The sequence below is a fragment of the Qipengyuania flava genome (assembly GCF_019448255.1).
GTDB classification, from domain to species: domain Bacteria; phylum Pseudomonadota; class Alphaproteobacteria; order Sphingomonadales; family Sphingomonadaceae; genus Qipengyuania; species Qipengyuania flava_A.
The window spans coordinates 656058-670891 of sequence record NZ_CP080410.1; the positions used below are offsets into that span (position 1 = coordinate 656058).

Annotated in this window: 11 protein-coding genes; 10 read left to right on the forward strand and 1 reads right to left on the reverse strand. The window is 66.3% G+C overall.

The features are described 5' to 3' along the window. Nucleotides 1-12: 12 nt before the first annotated feature. The 4 genes from KUV82_RS03335 to galK are packed head-to-tail and all read left to right on the forward strand — an operon-like array spanning nt 13 to nt 5661. A complete protein-coding gene (locus tag KUV82_RS03335; protein ID WP_258319830.1) occupies nt 13-1500 on the forward strand; it encodes a sodium:solute symporter family transporter in 1488 nt (495 codons plus the stop codon). After that, nucleotides 1497-3593, forward strand: a complete 2097-nt coding sequence (locus tag KUV82_RS03340; protein WP_219955484.1) for an alpha-galactosidase — start codon at nt 1497-1499, stop codon at nt 3591-3593. Before KUV82_RS03335 ends, KUV82_RS03340 begins: the two co-directional genes overlap by 4 nt. After that, nucleotides 3590-4585 (forward strand): UDP-glucose--hexose-1-phosphate uridylyltransferase, encoded by a 996-nt coding sequence (locus KUV82_RS03345; protein ID WP_219955485.1) that lies wholly within the window; start codon nt 3590-3592, stop codon nt 4583-4585. Before KUV82_RS03340 ends, KUV82_RS03345 begins: the two co-directional genes overlap by 4 nt. Beyond that, nucleotides 4582-5661: a galactokinase gene (galK, locus tag KUV82_RS03350; protein WP_219955486.1), complete on the forward strand. Its 1080-nt coding sequence runs from the start codon at nt 4582-4584 to the stop codon at nt 5659-5661. The genes KUV82_RS03345 and galK overlap by 4 nt, the downstream gene beginning before the upstream one ends. Nucleotides 5662-5671: 10 nt before the next feature. On the opposite strand, the gene KUV82_RS03355 is transcribed toward galK, so the two are convergent. Next, nucleotides 5672-7702 carry a glycoside hydrolase family 3 C-terminal domain-containing protein gene (locus KUV82_RS03355; protein ID WP_219955487.1) on the reverse strand — a complete coding sequence of 677 codons (2031 nt, stop codon included), beginning with the start codon at nt 7700-7702 and terminating at the stop codon, nt 5672-5674. 135 nt (nt 7703-7837) lie between these two features. Here KUV82_RS03355 and KUV82_RS03360 point away from each other — a divergent pair, with 135 nt between their 5' ends. The 6 genes from KUV82_RS03360 to KUV82_RS03385 are packed head-to-tail and all read left to right on the forward strand — an operon-like array spanning nt 7838 to nt 14833. Continuing rightward, nucleotides 7838-8809: an ArsR/SmtB family transcription factor gene (locus KUV82_RS03360; protein ID WP_219955488.1), complete on the forward strand. Its 972-nt coding sequence runs from the start codon at nt 7838-7840 to the stop codon at nt 8807-8809. 17 nt (nt 8810-8826) lie between these two features. Further along, entirely contained in the window at nt 8827-9732 is a 906-nt protein-coding gene (gene metF / locus KUV82_RS03365; protein ID WP_375541248.1) for a methylenetetrahydrofolate reductase [NAD(P)H], read from the forward strand. Then, entirely contained in the window at nt 9729-10769 is a 1041-nt protein-coding gene (locus KUV82_RS03370; RefSeq protein WP_219955490.1) for a homocysteine S-methyltransferase family protein, read from the forward strand. The genes metF and KUV82_RS03370 overlap by 4 nt, the downstream gene beginning before the upstream one ends. Before the next feature lie 8 nt (nt 10770-10777). Continuing rightward, nucleotides 10778-11296, forward strand: a complete 519-nt coding sequence (locus KUV82_RS03375) for a GNAT family N-acetyltransferase (protein ID WP_219955491.1) — start codon at nt 10778-10780, stop codon at nt 11294-11296. Between the two features lies 1 nt (nt 11297). Further along, a complete protein-coding gene (metH, locus tag KUV82_RS03380) occupies nt 11298-13901 on the forward strand; it encodes a methionine synthase (protein ID WP_219955492.1) in 2604 nt (867 codons plus the stop codon). Beyond that, nucleotides 13877-14833, forward strand: coding sequence for a sulfite exporter TauE/SafE family protein (locus tag KUV82_RS03385; RefSeq protein ID WP_219955493.1), 957 nt, complete (start codon nt 13877-13879; stop codon nt 14831-14833). The genes metH and KUV82_RS03385 overlap by 25 nt, the downstream gene beginning before the upstream one ends. The last annotated feature ends 1 nt before the right edge of the window (nt 14834 follow it).

Genomic DNA, 14834 nt, shown 5'->3' on the forward strand with positions numbered 1-14834 from the left:
GGGGAGGGATACTTGTTCGGGGACACAGCGCAATTTGGCAGCCTGGTTCAGGTCGGCGTGTTTGTCGGCCTTACGGCGCTCGTCGGCCTGCTGACCTGGTGGAAGGTTCGCGGCGCGTCGCATGACGGGTCGGACAAGGACGTCTACCTCGGCGGCAAGGGGCTTTCGTGGTTCTTCGTCGCCGGTTCGATCACGCTGACGAACCTCTCGACCGACCAGCTCGTGGGCATGAATGGCAACCAGATGCTGCTGCTCGCCTGGTGGGAAATTGCCGGCTTTGTCGGGCTGATGGCCTTGGCCTTCGTCTTCGTGCCGCTCTACTACCGCTACAATTGCACCACGGTGACCGAGCTGCTTGAGCGCCGCTACGACGGGCGCTCGATCCGCACGCTCATTTCGGGCCTGTTCCTGGCCGGGAATATTCTCATCTACCTTCCGGCCGCGCTCTATTCGGGCGGGCTGTTCCTGCAATCGCTGTTCGGCAGCGGCATCCCGCTGATCGGTTTTTCGATCGGGCTTGCGCTGGTCGGTGCCGCCTACACGATCTTCGGCGGGCTGAGGGCGGTGGCCGTGATGGATACCTTCTCCGGCATTGGCATCCTGTTCCTGGCGCTGGTGATCGTCTTCCTCGCGCTGGCGGCGGTCGACTGGGACATCGTGACCGGCGTCCCTGCTGAGCGGCTCAGCATGGTCGGGGCATCGGACAGCCCGATCCCCTTCCACACGCTGTTCACCGGCATGGCCTTCATCCAGATCTTCTACTGGTCGACCAACCAGAACATCACCCAGAAGGCGATGGCCGCGCCCACCGTCAAGGAGGCGCAGAAGGGCGTTTTTGCCGCCGCCGCCGTGCGTATTCTGATCGTGCCGCCGATCGTCGTCATTCCGGGCGTCGTGGCCTACAAGCTGTTCGGGGACGTGGGCGATGCGGCCTATGGCCGGCTCGTTGCGGAAGTGCTGCCGAGCTGGCTGTCGGGCGCCTTTGCCGCCATGGTGGCCGCAGCGGTCATCACCACCTTCAGCGCGGTGCTGAACTCGACGGTCGCGCTCTATTCGGTCGATTTCCACGAGCAGTTCCTGGGCAAGGTGAAGAACCACTGGAAGCTGGGCGCGGTGATGAGCACGCTGGCGACCGTACTCGCGGTCATGCTGGTGCCGATGTACCAGTCGGCTGAAAGCATCATCAACCTGCTGCAGCAGCTGAACGGCCTTTCATCCATGCCGATCCTGTCGGCCTTCATCGCCGGCCTGTTCTTCCGCAACGTGTCGGCAATTTCGGCGATTGCGGGCGTGGTCTGGGGCGTGGCGCTCTACGGCACCTTCACCTTCTGGCTCGAGCCGATGGGCATCATCGCGATGCACTACATCGACTTCATGGTCATCACGCTCGTCACCTCGGTGCTGGCGGCGCTGGCGTTCAACCGGCTGGTGCTGGGCTGCAAGGCTGAGTTCATCGGCCTGGCGCTGTTCCGCGGGGACGAGCTGGCGTCCAAGGCATGAGGCTGGCCGCGCTCCACGGCGAGGAATGGAGCCTCGTCCTCGAAATCGACAAGGGCGGGGCGCCGCTGTGGCGGCACCTGGGTGCGCGCGTCGAGACCGTGGCGATGGCGCCGCTGAGGGACACGCGCGGCTCGACCACTTTCTCGCTGGAGCGCGACCAGCCTCTATCGCTCGTGCCGACCCGGGGGCTGGGATGGTTTGGAGAGGAGGCATTGGCCTGCCGCGATGCATCTGGCATGGCGCTACCCGTCCATTTCGACGCGTTCGAAGTCGAGGAGGCGGATGACGCTCTTGCCTTCACCCTGAGCGACAGCGTGTGTGGGCTTGCTCTCGATGTGCGGTTCGCAGATCTTGCGGGCGGGCTGGTGATCGAAATCCGCGTATCCAATTCCGGCGAGGCTCCGATCCTTCTCGACCGGCTGGCCAGCCTCGCGATCCCGCTTCCTTCCACCTCGGCTGAAATCCTGTCCTGGCGCGGGCGGCACAACGCCGAGTTCGCCGAGTGCCGCGAACCCATGCCAAGCCAGGGTTGGCACCGCGAAAGCCGGCTCGGGATCACCGGGCACGGCGGTCCGCCGGGATGTTACGTGCTGGGCGAGGGCGCAGGCTGGGACGCGGGCGAGGTGCTCGCTGTCCAGTTCGGCTGGTCGGGCGACACGCGGCTGGGGATCGAGCCCGATGACGAGGGCGGCTATGTGCTGATGGGCGAGGCGCTGCTCGCGCCCGGCGAAATCCGCCTGGAGCCCGGCGAGAGCTTCGCCGCGCCGCCCGCCTATGTCGCTATCTCGAACCATGGCCGCAACGGCGCGATGGCTTTTCAACACGCGATGATGCGCAGCCTGATTGCGTGGCCCGGAGGCGCGATGCTCCCGCGCCCCGTTCATCTCAACAGCTGGGAGGCGTGCTACTTCGCGCATGACGAGGAGCGTATCGCCCGGCTCGCAAAGGCAGCGGCGGATCTCGGCGCGGAACGGTTCATCCTCGACGACGGCTGGTTCAGGGGCCGCAACTGGGACAACGCTGGGCTGGGCGACTGGACGCCCGATCCGAAAAAGTACCCGCGCGGCTTACGACCGCTGGCGGAGAGGGTGCAGGCGCTGGGGCTGGAATTCGGCCTCTGGGTGGAGCCCGAAATGGTCAATCCCGACAGCGACCTCTACCGCGCGCATCCCGACTGGGTGCTTGCGCTTGAGGGGCGTGACAGGCCGACCGCGCGCAACCAGCTCGTGCTCGACCTGCGGCGCGAGGAGGTGCGCGAGTACCTTTTTAACTGCCTCGACGCGCTGCTGCGCGAGGTGCCGATCAGCTACCTCAAATGGGACCACAACCGCCCGCACGCGCCATCGGGCGGAGCAGAGCAGGTGCGCGGGGCTTACGCGCTGTTCGAGCGGCTGCGCGCCGCGCATCCGGCGGTCGAGATCGAGAGCTGTTCGGCCGGCGGCGGACGGATCGATGCCGGCATCTTGCGCCATACCCACCGCTTCTGGACCAGTGACAATATCGATGCGCTGTCTCGCCTCGATATGCAGCGCGGTTTCCTTGCCTTCATGCCGCCCGAGGTGATGGGCGCCCATGTCGGAGCCAGCCCGAGCCATGCGACCGGGCGCACCCAGACGCTCGACTTTCGCGCAGCGATCGCCGCGCAGGGCCATTTCGGTGTCGAGCTCGACCCCGAGGCCATGGCTGAAAAGGATCGTGCCCGCCTCGCTGAGTGGCTGGATTTCGCCAAGCGCTGGCGCGGCCTTGTCCACGGGGGGAAGACGCTCGTGGGCGAGGGTGTCGACGGGCTGGCCTGGCAGGCGCAGGGCTCGGGGGACGAATACCTCCTCTGGGTCATTCGCAAGAGCCATCCTGCGCAGCGCCGCTCCCCGCCCCTGCGCCTGCCCTTTGCTGAGGATCGCGACTGGTCGGTGCGCTTGCTGGAGACCACGGGCTCGCGCCATGTGCTTGCCGCCGGCGACGGCGCGGCCCTCAAAGCCATGCGCGAGGAGCCTGCAACCGTTTCGGGCAGTTGGCTTGCGAACGCGGGCCTTGCGCTTCCCGCCATCCCGGCCGAAGGGGCCGCCATCTTCCACCTGAAGGCAATGGCATGACCACATCGGCTCCCCATCGGCGCAAGAACCTGCTGACCGGAGACTGGGTTCTGGTCTCGCCCCAGCGCATGGGCCGTCCCTGGCAGGGGGAGGTCAAGAAGGCCGATCCGGCTGCGCGCCCTGCGCACGATCCAGACTGCTACCTGTGCCCGCGCAACGAGCGCGTCGGCGGTGCGCCCAATCCCGACTACGCGGGAACCTGGGTCTTCCCCAACGATTTTCCCGCCCTTCTGATGGAGCCAGAGGGCACCTCTTCTGACGGTCTGTTCGAGGAAGCGCCGGTGTCGGGCGAAGCGCGGGTGATCTGCTACGCGCCCGACCATTCCGCGACGCTCGCCCGCATGGACGGACCGGCGCGCCGCGCGGTGGTCGAGACCTGGTGCGACCTGTCGGCAGAGCTGGGCCAGCGGTGGGGCTATGTGCAGATTTTCGAGAACAAGGGCGCGATGATGGGCGCGTCTTCCCCGCATCCGCATGGGCAGGTCTGGGCGAGCGATTTCGTGCCCACGCTGGTCGAGCGCGAGGAGGGCTGCCAGCGCGGTCATGAGGGCGATCTTCTGGCCGATGTCATCGCTGCCGAAGACGCCAGCGGCGAGCGCGTTGTCGCCAGCAACGCGCATTGGCTGGCGGTAGTCCCGCACTGGGCGGCCTGGCCCTTCGAGACCCTGCTGATCGCAAGGGACCCTGTGGCGCGGCTGGAAGATCTGTCACCCGGCGCACGCGATGCGCTGGCGGACGTCCTCGGCAAGCTGCTGCCCGCCTATGATGCGCTGTTCGACACTGATTTTCCCTATTCGATGGGTTGGCACGGCGCGCCGCATTCGCTTGGCCCGGACTGCGCACACTGGCGGCTCCACGCGCATTTCTTCCCGCCGCTCCTGCGCTCTGCGGAAATCCGCAAGCATATGGTTGGCTACGAACTGATGGCCGAAACGCAGCGCGACCTCACGCCCGAAGCGGCCGCTCAGCGCATCCGGGAGGCGAAGGCATGAGCGAGGCCCTGAGAGACAAAGCCGCCGCGCTTTTCGCGGAACGGTTCGGAGAGGCCGCCGAAGGCACGGTTTTCGCGCCCGGGCGGGTCAATCTGATCGGCGAGCACGTCGACTATAACGACGGGCTCGTCCTTCCCATGCCGGTGCGCGAGGGGACGGCGATTGCCTGGTCGCGCACCGAGGGCGGCGATATCGAGGCTGTCGCGGCCGATTTCGGGGAAGAGGACCGCTTCGATGCGGCCACACCCGCACGACCGGAAAGCGTCGGCTGGACGTCCTATGTGCGCGGGATGGTGGCCGAAGCCGGTATTCCTGCAGGCGGCCTGAGGATCGTGATCACCGGCGACCTGCCCCGCGGATCGGGCCTGTCGTCCTCCGCCTCGCTCTGCATCGCGACCGGGCGCGCTTTGGCCGCAGCCGCCGGGACCGATGCGGATCCGGTCGCGCTTGCCAAGGCAGCGCAGCGGACCGAGCATGGCTGGGCCGGGGTCGCGTGCGGCATCATGGACCAGATGGCGGTTGCGGCTGGCCAGCCCGGACACGCCATGCTGCTCGACTGCCGGGACCTCTCCTACACGCTCGTCCCTGTGCCCGAGGGCTGGAGCGTGGCGGTCGCCGACAGCGGCGTGACCCGCGGGCTGGTCGACGGCGAATACAACGCACGCCGCGCGCAGTGCGAGAACGCGGCGCGCGCGCTCGGCGTCGAAAGCTTGCGCGATGCGACCATGGAGGCGCTCGATGCTGCAAATCTCCCGCATCTTGAGGCGATGCGAGCGGCGCACGTGATCAGCGAAATCGCGCGCACCGCGGCTGCTGCCGATGCGCTGCGCAGCGGTGACCTGGAGCGCTTTGGCAGCTTGCTGGCCGAAGGGCACATATCGCTTAGGGACCAGTTCGAAGTGTCCGTCCCGGCTGTCGATGCTCTCGTCGAGCGGCTACAGGAAGCCATTGGAGTGCAGGGCGGTGCCCGGATGACAGGTGCCGGTTTCGGAGGATCGGTCGTGACCGTGATGGCGCGCGATGCGCTCGAGCGCGTGACCGCCGAAATGGGCGAAACGCTTCGCCAGGCGTTCTAAGCGGCGCGGACTAGCCGACGCTGCGCAGTTTCCCAAAGAGCCCCGGAAGCGGTTCGCCCGAGCGGGCGCGGGCCATGGCTTCGGCAACCGCCTGCGGTACGGCGATCTCCAGGGGGCTGGCGCGCTCCTCGCTGAGGCCGACGCCGAGCTCGTAGGTGCCGGGACGGATAGCAAAGCTGCCATCGCGCGCGAATTCGCCCAGGTGGTTGCCGCCGATCTCGAACAGCAGCCGGCGGCTCTCACCGGCAACGAGCGACAGCCGCTGGAAGTCGGCAAGCTCGCGCGGCCCGTAGCCGCGTCCTTCGGGGCGACGCACGTAGAGCTGGACCGTCTCGGTGCCTTCGCGCTCGCCCACATTGTGCAAGACAGTGCTCAGAACCAGCCGGTCGTGGCTGAGTTCGAGCGCGGTCTCGCCAAGCGCGAAATCGGAATAGCCCAGGCCATGCCCCAGCGAGAGGCCGGCGGTCCCCTTGTCGGCTAGCGCGATCGGCAAGCGGCCCCGCGGGGCGAATTCGCCGGTGAGAACTTCGGCAAGCGCATGGCCCGACATGGTCCCCAGCTGACCGGCGTGGAGCACGCACGGCAGTTTCGCGCCGCTGACTTCGGGATCGAGCGGGTAGGTGCCGAGGGTGACCAGAATGATGTTCGCATTCGCGGCACGGAGCGATTCCAGCAGCGTTCGCTGCGCCTCGCCCAGCTCGCGGATCTCGCCGAGGGCGACGATGACCGTACGCGACCGGCGCGCCGCTTCGCTGGCCATGCCGATCGCCATGCGGTCGGCGTTCACGAGGCGGTCGGCGGAGCCGGCGCGGCGATCCTGGCGCAGGGCAAGGCCGGGCACGTATTTGTGCGCCAGCCCGAGCGCTTCGAGCCCGTCGATCAGGCTGGTCCCTTCAGCCTCGCTGTCGCCCATCGGCAGACGCCGGTCGCCCGCCGCAAGGCCGACGATCAGTATCTCGCCCGAATCCACGGTGAGCGGGAGGAGGGCGGGATCGTTGCGCAGCAGCACGATGGCGTGCCGCGCGGCGTCGAGCGCAACCGTACGGCCGCGCTGCTTGGGCGGCGCCGGCTGTGCGTCTTCCACGGGACCTTCGCTGCGGAAGAGGCCAAGGTCGTATTTTGCGCCGAGCACCCTGCGAACGGCGTCGTCAAGCATGAGGGTCGGAATGCGCCCGTCCTTTACGGCGGCGTCCACCGCACCGACCGACAGGCCCACATAGGGTGCTTCGCCCAGGTCCTGGCCGGCAAGGCGGGCAATCTCGGCCCATTCTGCCAGATCGATACCTTCGAAGCCTCCCGGGCCACCGACCGCGAATTTTGGGTCCTCCGGTACGTTGCGAAGGTCGAACGCATCCTGCGTAACGGCATCGAGCGCGACGCTGGCCGGGGACGCTTCGCGCAAGACGCCGGCCACGAGCCGCAGCTTTTCGTCCAACCGGCGGGCGCTGTGGCGTCCGGTCCAGGAGGGATCGTCGACCCGCAGGCAGGCAAGGGCGCTGCCTCCGCCCTCGTCCCGGTGTTCGAGCCCGCGAACCGTGGCCGAGGCCAGGCTCTGGGCAAGGCGCGCGGACGCGCCCCAACTCGAGGCAAGATACTTGTCCTTTGGCGAGACGCTGAGGGCAACGTCAGGTCCCAGCAGCCAGTTGCGGCCCGTGTGGCGCGCTTCGCTCGACACGATGCGCGCCGAACGGTCGGCAAGCGAGGGCTCCCAGGTCGAAGCGAGGGCAAAGGGGCTCGGCATGACAAGCTCGGTCCCGCGCGCCACGGGGGCGGCGACCAGCAAGGGAATGCCGAGGCGCGTTTCCTCGATCGCTATCCGCTGCAAATTGGCGAGGTCACCCGGCGATCCGTTCTCCAGGAGGCCGCAGAGCTGGCCGCGCCGCAACTGGTCCCGGATATGGCGGACATCGCCGCTATCACCGGCGTCGGGCGAGGGCTGGAGGACCAGTTGACCGATCTTCTCTTCCTGCGTCATGATGGCGAGCAGGTCCTCGACGAACCGCTCGCGTTCGGCTGCATGATCGGATGGAAGGCGGGCCATGACCGCGCCAGTTTCCCGCCCATTGGTAAAGATTGGGTTTGGATCGGAATTTTGGTCGCGCAAGCGGCACTATTGGCCGGTCAAGGCGAGCTTCGATTTACAGATATAAAAATACCTTTATATCCTCAGGTCATCATGCGCACCGAGAGCCTCTTCCGCGCCCTTGCCGACCCCACCCGCCTCAGGATCATGCGGCTGTTGGGATCGATGGAGCTTGCGGTAGGCGAAGTGGCGCAGGTTCTCGGGCAGAGCCAGCCGCGCGTTTCGCGCCATATCGGCATCCTGTGCGATGCCGGCCTTGCCGAACGCCGCCGCGAGGGAAGCTGGGTCTTCCTGCGCGCCTGCGCCAATTCGAGCGAAGCTCCGCCGCTCAGCGCCTCGATTGCCGGCCTGCTGGTCGAGGCCGAGGCCGCCGATCCGCAATTCGCGCAGGAATGCGAGCAGGATCGCCGCAAGCTGGCCGAGATACGCCAGCACCGCGAAAGCGAGGCGCAGGCCTATTTCTCCGAGCACGCGCACGACTGGGACGAGCTGCGGCGCCTCCACTCGTCCGATGAAGCGGTGGAGAAAGCGCTGGCCCGGGCGCTTGGAGATGAAGCGCTGGGACGCCTGCTGGACATTGGCACGGGGACGGGCCGCATGGCAGAACTCTTTGCCGAGCGCGCGGAGCGGATCGTGGCACTCGACAAGAGCCTCGCCATGCTGCGCATCGCGCGCGCCAAGCTGCAGCATTTGCCGACCGAGCGGGTCGAGCTGGTGCAGGGCGATTTCACCTCCTTGCCCTTCGCGCCGGCGAGCTTCGACACTGTGCTGTTCCACCAGGTCCTGCATTTCGCGCAGGCCCCCTCGGCCGCGCTGGCCGAGGCTGCGCGCGTGACCCGCGAAGGCGGGCGCATTGCGATCGTCGATTTCGCCGCCCACCAGCGCGAGGAATTGCGCGACCGCCACGCCCATGCGCGCCTTGGTTTCGAAGACCACCAGATGGCCCAGCTGCTGGCCGAAAACGGCTTCGAAGCCGGTGTCCCGGTCGCGCTGGAAGACGGCGAGCTCGTGGTGAAGATTTGGATCGCGCAGCGCAGCGCACAGGACAGGAAGGCAGTTTCGTGAGCCCCACGATCGACCAGATGCGCGAAGCCCAGCGGGCATTGGATGCGCCGCTCTTCTCCGGCCTGCCCGGCGATATCGAGGTGAGCTTCGAATTCTTTCCGCCGAAGAACGCCAAGATGAACGAAACGCTGTGGCACAGCGTCGAAACGCTCGCCCCGCTCGGCCCGCGCTTTGCCAGCGTGACCTATGGTGCTGGCGGATCGACGCGCGAGCGGACCCATAGCCAGGTCGTGCGCATCCAGAACGAGGCCAGGATCCCGGCCGCGGCCCACCTGACCTGCGTAGAAGCGACGCGCGAAGAGGTGGACGAGGTCGCCCGGCACTATTGGGAAGAGGGCATTCGCCACATCGTCGCCCTGCGCGGCGATCCGCCCGACGGACATTCGCATTACACGCCGCATCCGGGCGGCTATGCCAACGCGGTCGAGCTGATTGCCGGCCTCAAGCAGGTCGCCGATTTCGAGATTTCGGTTGCCGCTTATCCGGAAGTGCATCCGGATTCGCCCGACGCACAGGCGGACATTGCCAACCTCAAGGCCAAGTTCGATGCCGGCGCGACGCGGGCGATCACGCAGTTCTTCTTCGATCCGCAATGCTTCTTCGAGTTTCGCGACAAGGCGGCTGCTGCGGGTATCAAGGGCGAGATCGTACCCGGCATCATGCCGGTGCTGAGTTTCGCCGCCGTCCAGCGCATGAGCACGCTGTGCGGCACGGCAATACCCGACTGGATGGAGGGGCTATTCGACGGGCTCGACGACCGTCCCGAGGCGCGCCAGCTGGTCAGCGCCACGATCGCCGCCGAATTGTGCCGCCGCCTCTATGCGGGCGGTGTGCGCCAGTTCCATTTTTACACGCTGAACCGCGCCGAGCTGAGCTACGCCATCTGCCACATGCTGGGCCTGCGTCCGAAGGGGACCCCATGACCAAGCGTGACGAGTTCAAGGCGGCTGCCGCCGAGCGCATCCTGATCAAGGACGGGCCCTACGGGACCGAGATCCAGCGCGCCAAGCTGGCGCCGGAAGACTACGCCGGGGATACCGGCCTGCCGCAGGACCAGAAGGGCAACAACGACCTCGTCAATCTGACGCAGCCGCAGGTCATCCGCGCGATCTGCGACAGCTATATCGATGCCGGCGCGCATATCCTTGCGACCAACACCTTCAACGCCAACCGTATCAGCCAGGCGGATTACGGCGCAGAGGGGCTGGTCCACGAGATGAATGTGGCCGCCGCGCGGATCATCCGTGAGGCCGTCGATGCGCGCGATGACGGCGTTGCCCGCTTCGTCGCCGGCGCGGTCGGTCCGACCAACAAGACGCTGTCGCTGTCGCCCGATGTGGAAGACCCCGGTTTTCGCGAAGTGACCTTCGACGAGATCGTCGATGTCTATGTCGAGCAGTGCCGCGCCCTGATCGAGGGAGGGGCCGATTTCATCCTGGTCGAAACCGTGTTCGACACGCTTAATTGCAAGGCCGCGATCATGGCGGTCAAGCAGCTCGAACGCGAGCTGGAGCGCGACATCCCTCTGATGATCTCGCTGACCCTCACCGACCTTTCGGGTCGCAACCTGTCGGGGCACACGGTCGAGGCGTTCTGGCATACGGTCCGGCACGCAAGGCCGCTGACCATCGGGCTCAACTGCAGCTTCGGAGCCGAGCAGCTGCGCCCGCATGTGCAGATCCTCTCCGACATCGCCGACAGCTACCTGCTGGCCTATCCCAACGCCGGGCTTCCCAACGACCTTGGCGAATACGACGAACAACCTGCAACCACCGCCGCCCTGACGCGTGTCTGGGCGGAAAACGGCCGCGTGAACGCGCTGGGCGGCTGTTGCGGCTCGACGCCGGCGCATATCGCCGCCATGTCTGAAGCGGTTGCCGGTCTTGCCCCGCGCATCCTTCCCGACCCCGCCCCCGAGATGCGCCTTGCCGGTCTCGAAGCCTTCTCCATCGCTGCGTGAGTTAACCCATGACCGACCAAGCCCAGATCCGGACTGCCACCGCCGCTGACGCTGCCCGCCTCTCGCTTGTTGCCAACGCTACCTTCTTGGAAACCTTCGCTGGTACGATCTCAGGGGATGCTCTGGTCGCGCATTGCGTCAAGGAGCACGACGCGGGCCATCTCGCCGCGCTGATCGAGAGCGGGGCGCGGGCCTGGCTGGCGGAATTGAACGGCGCGCCGATCGGCTACGCCCTGCTGACCAAGCCGGATCTCGATGCCGCCCAGACCGGCGATATCGAATTGAAGAAGATCTACCTCCTTTCGCAATTCCACGGCACCGGCATCGCCCGCGACCTTTTCCAGGCCGCAGTGGACGGCGCTTATGGCTTCAAGCGGCTGCTGCTCGGCGTGAAGGAAGACAACAGCCGCGCCATCGCGTTCTACACCAAGCAGGGCTTCAAGCAGATCGGCACCCGCAAGTTCGACGTGGGCGGCACGCTTTACGACGATGTCGTCCTGGCACGCGGCCTGACCCCTTTCGCCTGACATGAACGACCTGACGACCGCCCGCTTCGTAAACATTGGCGAACGCACCAATGTGACCGGTTCGGCCCGGTTCAAGAAGCTGATCATGGCGGACGATTACGACACTGCCGTGGAAGTCGCGCGCCAGCAGGTCGAAAACGGCGCGCAGGTGATCGACGTCAACATGGACGAAGGCCTGCTCGACGCCGAGAAGGCGATGACGACCTTCCTCAAGCTGATCGCCGCCGAGCCGGACATCGCGCGCGTCCCGGTTATGATCGACAGTTCCAAGTGGGAGGTGATCGAGGCGGGTCTCAAATGCGTATCGGGCAAGCCGATCGTCAATTCGATCAGCATGAAGGAAGGGGAGGAGGAATTCCTCGCCCATGCCCGCAAATGCATGGATTATGGCGCGGCGGCCGTAGTCATGGCCTTCGACGAGGTCGGTCAGGCCGACACGAAAGAGCGCAAGGTCGAAATCTGCACCCGCGCCTACACCCTGCTGACCGGTATCGGCTTCCCGCCCGAAGACATCATCTTCGATCCCAACATCTTCGCAGTTGCGACGGGGATCGAGGAGCATGACCGCTACGGGCTCGATTTCATCGAGGCGGTGCGCGAAATCAAGCAGGCCTGCCCCTACGCCAAGACCAGCGGCGGTTTGTCGAACCTGTCGTTCAGCTTCCGCGGCAACGAAACCGTGCGCCGCGCGATGCACTCGGTATTCCTCTACCACGCGATCCCAGCAGGGCTCGACATGGCGATCGTCAACGCAGGCCAGCTCGACGTCTACGACACGATCGACCCGGCGCTGCGCGAAGCCTGCGAAGACGTGATCCTGATGCGCCGCGCGGATGCGACCGAGCGGCTGATCGACCTAGCGGAAAGCTACAAGGGCAAGTCCGCTGCCGACGAGAAGGCGGCCGAGGAATGGCGCGGCTGGCCGGTCGAGCGGCGGCTGGAGCACGCGCTGGTGAAGGGCATCGATGCCCATGTCGTCGCCGATACTGAAGAGGCGCGGCAGGCCTTCTCGCGCCCCATCGAAGTCATCGAAGGGCCGCTGATGGATGGCATGAACGTGGTCGGTGACCTGTTCGGCAGCGGCAAGATGTTCCTGCCGCAGGTGGTGAAATCCGCCCGCGTGATGAAGAAGGCGGTCGCCCATCTCATCCCCTTCATCGAGGCGGAAAAGGAAGAGGGCGCCAGGGCCAAGGGCACGATCATCATGGCCACGGTGAAGGGCGATGTGCACGATATCGGCAAGAACATCGTCGGCGTGGTCCTGCAGTGCAACGGCTACGAGGTGGTCGACCTCGGCGTGATGGTCCCCTGGTCCAAGATCCTCGAGGCGGCGAACGAGAACGAGGCCGACATGATCGGCCTGTCGGGCCTGATCACCCCGTCGCTCGACGAGATGGTCACCGTTGCCGAGGAAATGAAAACGGCGGGCATGACCATGCCGCTGCTGATCGGCGGCGCGACGACCAGCAAGGTGCACACCGCGCTACGTATCGATCCGGCCTACGATGGCCCGGTGATCCACGTGCTCGACGCAAGCCGTGCGGTCGGCGTGGCGAGCCGCCTGCTGTCCGACACCCAGCGCGACGAATTCGTCGAGAGCACTGCGAGCGAATATGTGAAAGTGCGCGAGGCGCGCGAGGGGAAGGCGCAGAGCGTGCTCCTCAGCCTCGAGGAAGCGCGGGCGAACTTCTTCGACGCCTACCTCTCCGACAAGGCCGCGCCGCCGCTGAAACCGGGCCTCCACGTCTACGAAGACTGGTCGCTGGCGGACCTGCGCGATTATATCGACTGGACGCCGTTCTTCCGCGCCTGGGAACTGCACGGGACCTATCCGCGCATCCTCGACGACGAGGTGGTGGGCGAAACCGCGCGCCAGTTGAAGGCCGATGCGGACGCCATGCTCGACCGGATCATTGGCGAAAAATGGCTTACGGCGCGCGGTGTTGCGGGTTTCTGGCCCTGCGCGCGCGATGGCGACGATGTCACGATCCATGATGCCGAGGGCGAGACCCACACGGTCCTGCCCTTCCTTCGCCAGCAGGTGAAGAAATCGCGCGACCGGGCGAATATGTGCCTTGCCGATTTCATCGATCCGGCGGGTGACTGGATCGGCGGCTTCGCGGTCGGAATTCACGGGATCGAGGAGCATTCGAAGGCCTTCCTTGAGGACAAGGACGACTATTCGGACATCCTCCTGAAGGCGTTGGCCGACCGCTTTGCGGAAGCCTTTGCCGAGCGTCTGCACCAGCACGTGCGCACCGATCTGTGGGGGTATGCGCCGCAGGAGCAGCTGACCAACGAGGCGCTGATCAAGGAGGAGTACCGCGGTATTCGACCGGCGCCCGGCTATCCGGCATGCCCCGATCACAGCCTCAAGCCGATCCTGTTCGACTTGCTCGATGCGCCGACGAACGCCGGTCTCACCCTGACTGAGAACTTTGCGATGTATCCCACCGCGGCGGTCAGCGGCTTTTATTTCGGGCATCCGGAAGCAGAATACTTCGGCGTCGCGCGCATCGGACGCGACCAGCTTGAAGACTATGCGCGGCGGCGCGGGGTCGATATGGCGACCGCCGAACGATGGCTGCGCCCCAATCTCGACTGAACCGCGTCCAGCCGACGCTGGCGCATAGTTCGCGCCTTGCCCTGGTGGGCGGGGCGCTGCTCCTCATTGCTTATGCGGCGCTCTGGTGGCTGGTACCCCATGACGGCGCCTTGCTTGAACGGCTGTGGTTCCTGCCTGGGGTCGGCGTGGTCGGCGCGATCATTGCCAACGCCAGCGGGACAGGCGGCGGCGTGGTCTTCGTGCCGGTCTTCAACGCCCTGCGCGAACTCGATACCATGGCGCTCGACCCGTTGCAGGTGGTTGCCGTCTCGATGGGCATCCAGGCCTTCGGCATGAGCCTCGGCGCGCTGCGCTGGACCGACCGGCTTTACCACCAGCACGACCCGGCCGATCTCGAAGCGCGCACACGCAGTGGCGATTACTGGCTCGTGTCCCTTGCCGTCCTTGCCGTCTCGCTACCCGCCATGCTGGCGACGCAGCGGCTTATCGTGTTCGACGCGCAGGCGGTGCTGCTGGGCTACAAGACGTTCTCGATCGTTCTGGGGCTCGCGCTCATCGCGGCGACCTGGACTATCAACCGCGCCGCGCCCGAGCGGGACCATCTGGCCCGCGTCGACCTTGTCGTGTTGCTGTTGATTGCGGTTCCCGGCGGGGCGATCACCGCGCTGTTTTCGGTGGGGATCGGCGAGCTGGTCGCCTTCTACCTGTTCCTGCGCCACTACCCCATGGTGCTGTGCGTGGGCACCGCCTGCGTGATCTCTGCCGTCAGCTGCATCGCGGGGCTGGTCTGGCACGTTGAAGCCGGCACGGTGCAATGGGAGGTGATCCTCCTGGCCGCGCCCGGCGCGATGCTGGGCGCCTTCCTCGCGCGGCCGATTGCCCTGTGGCTGGGCGCGCGGCGGCTGAAGACGGCGGGCGGGGCGTGGATTGTGCTCTCGGCCTGCTATCTCATCTGGCTCAATTGGGGTTGAT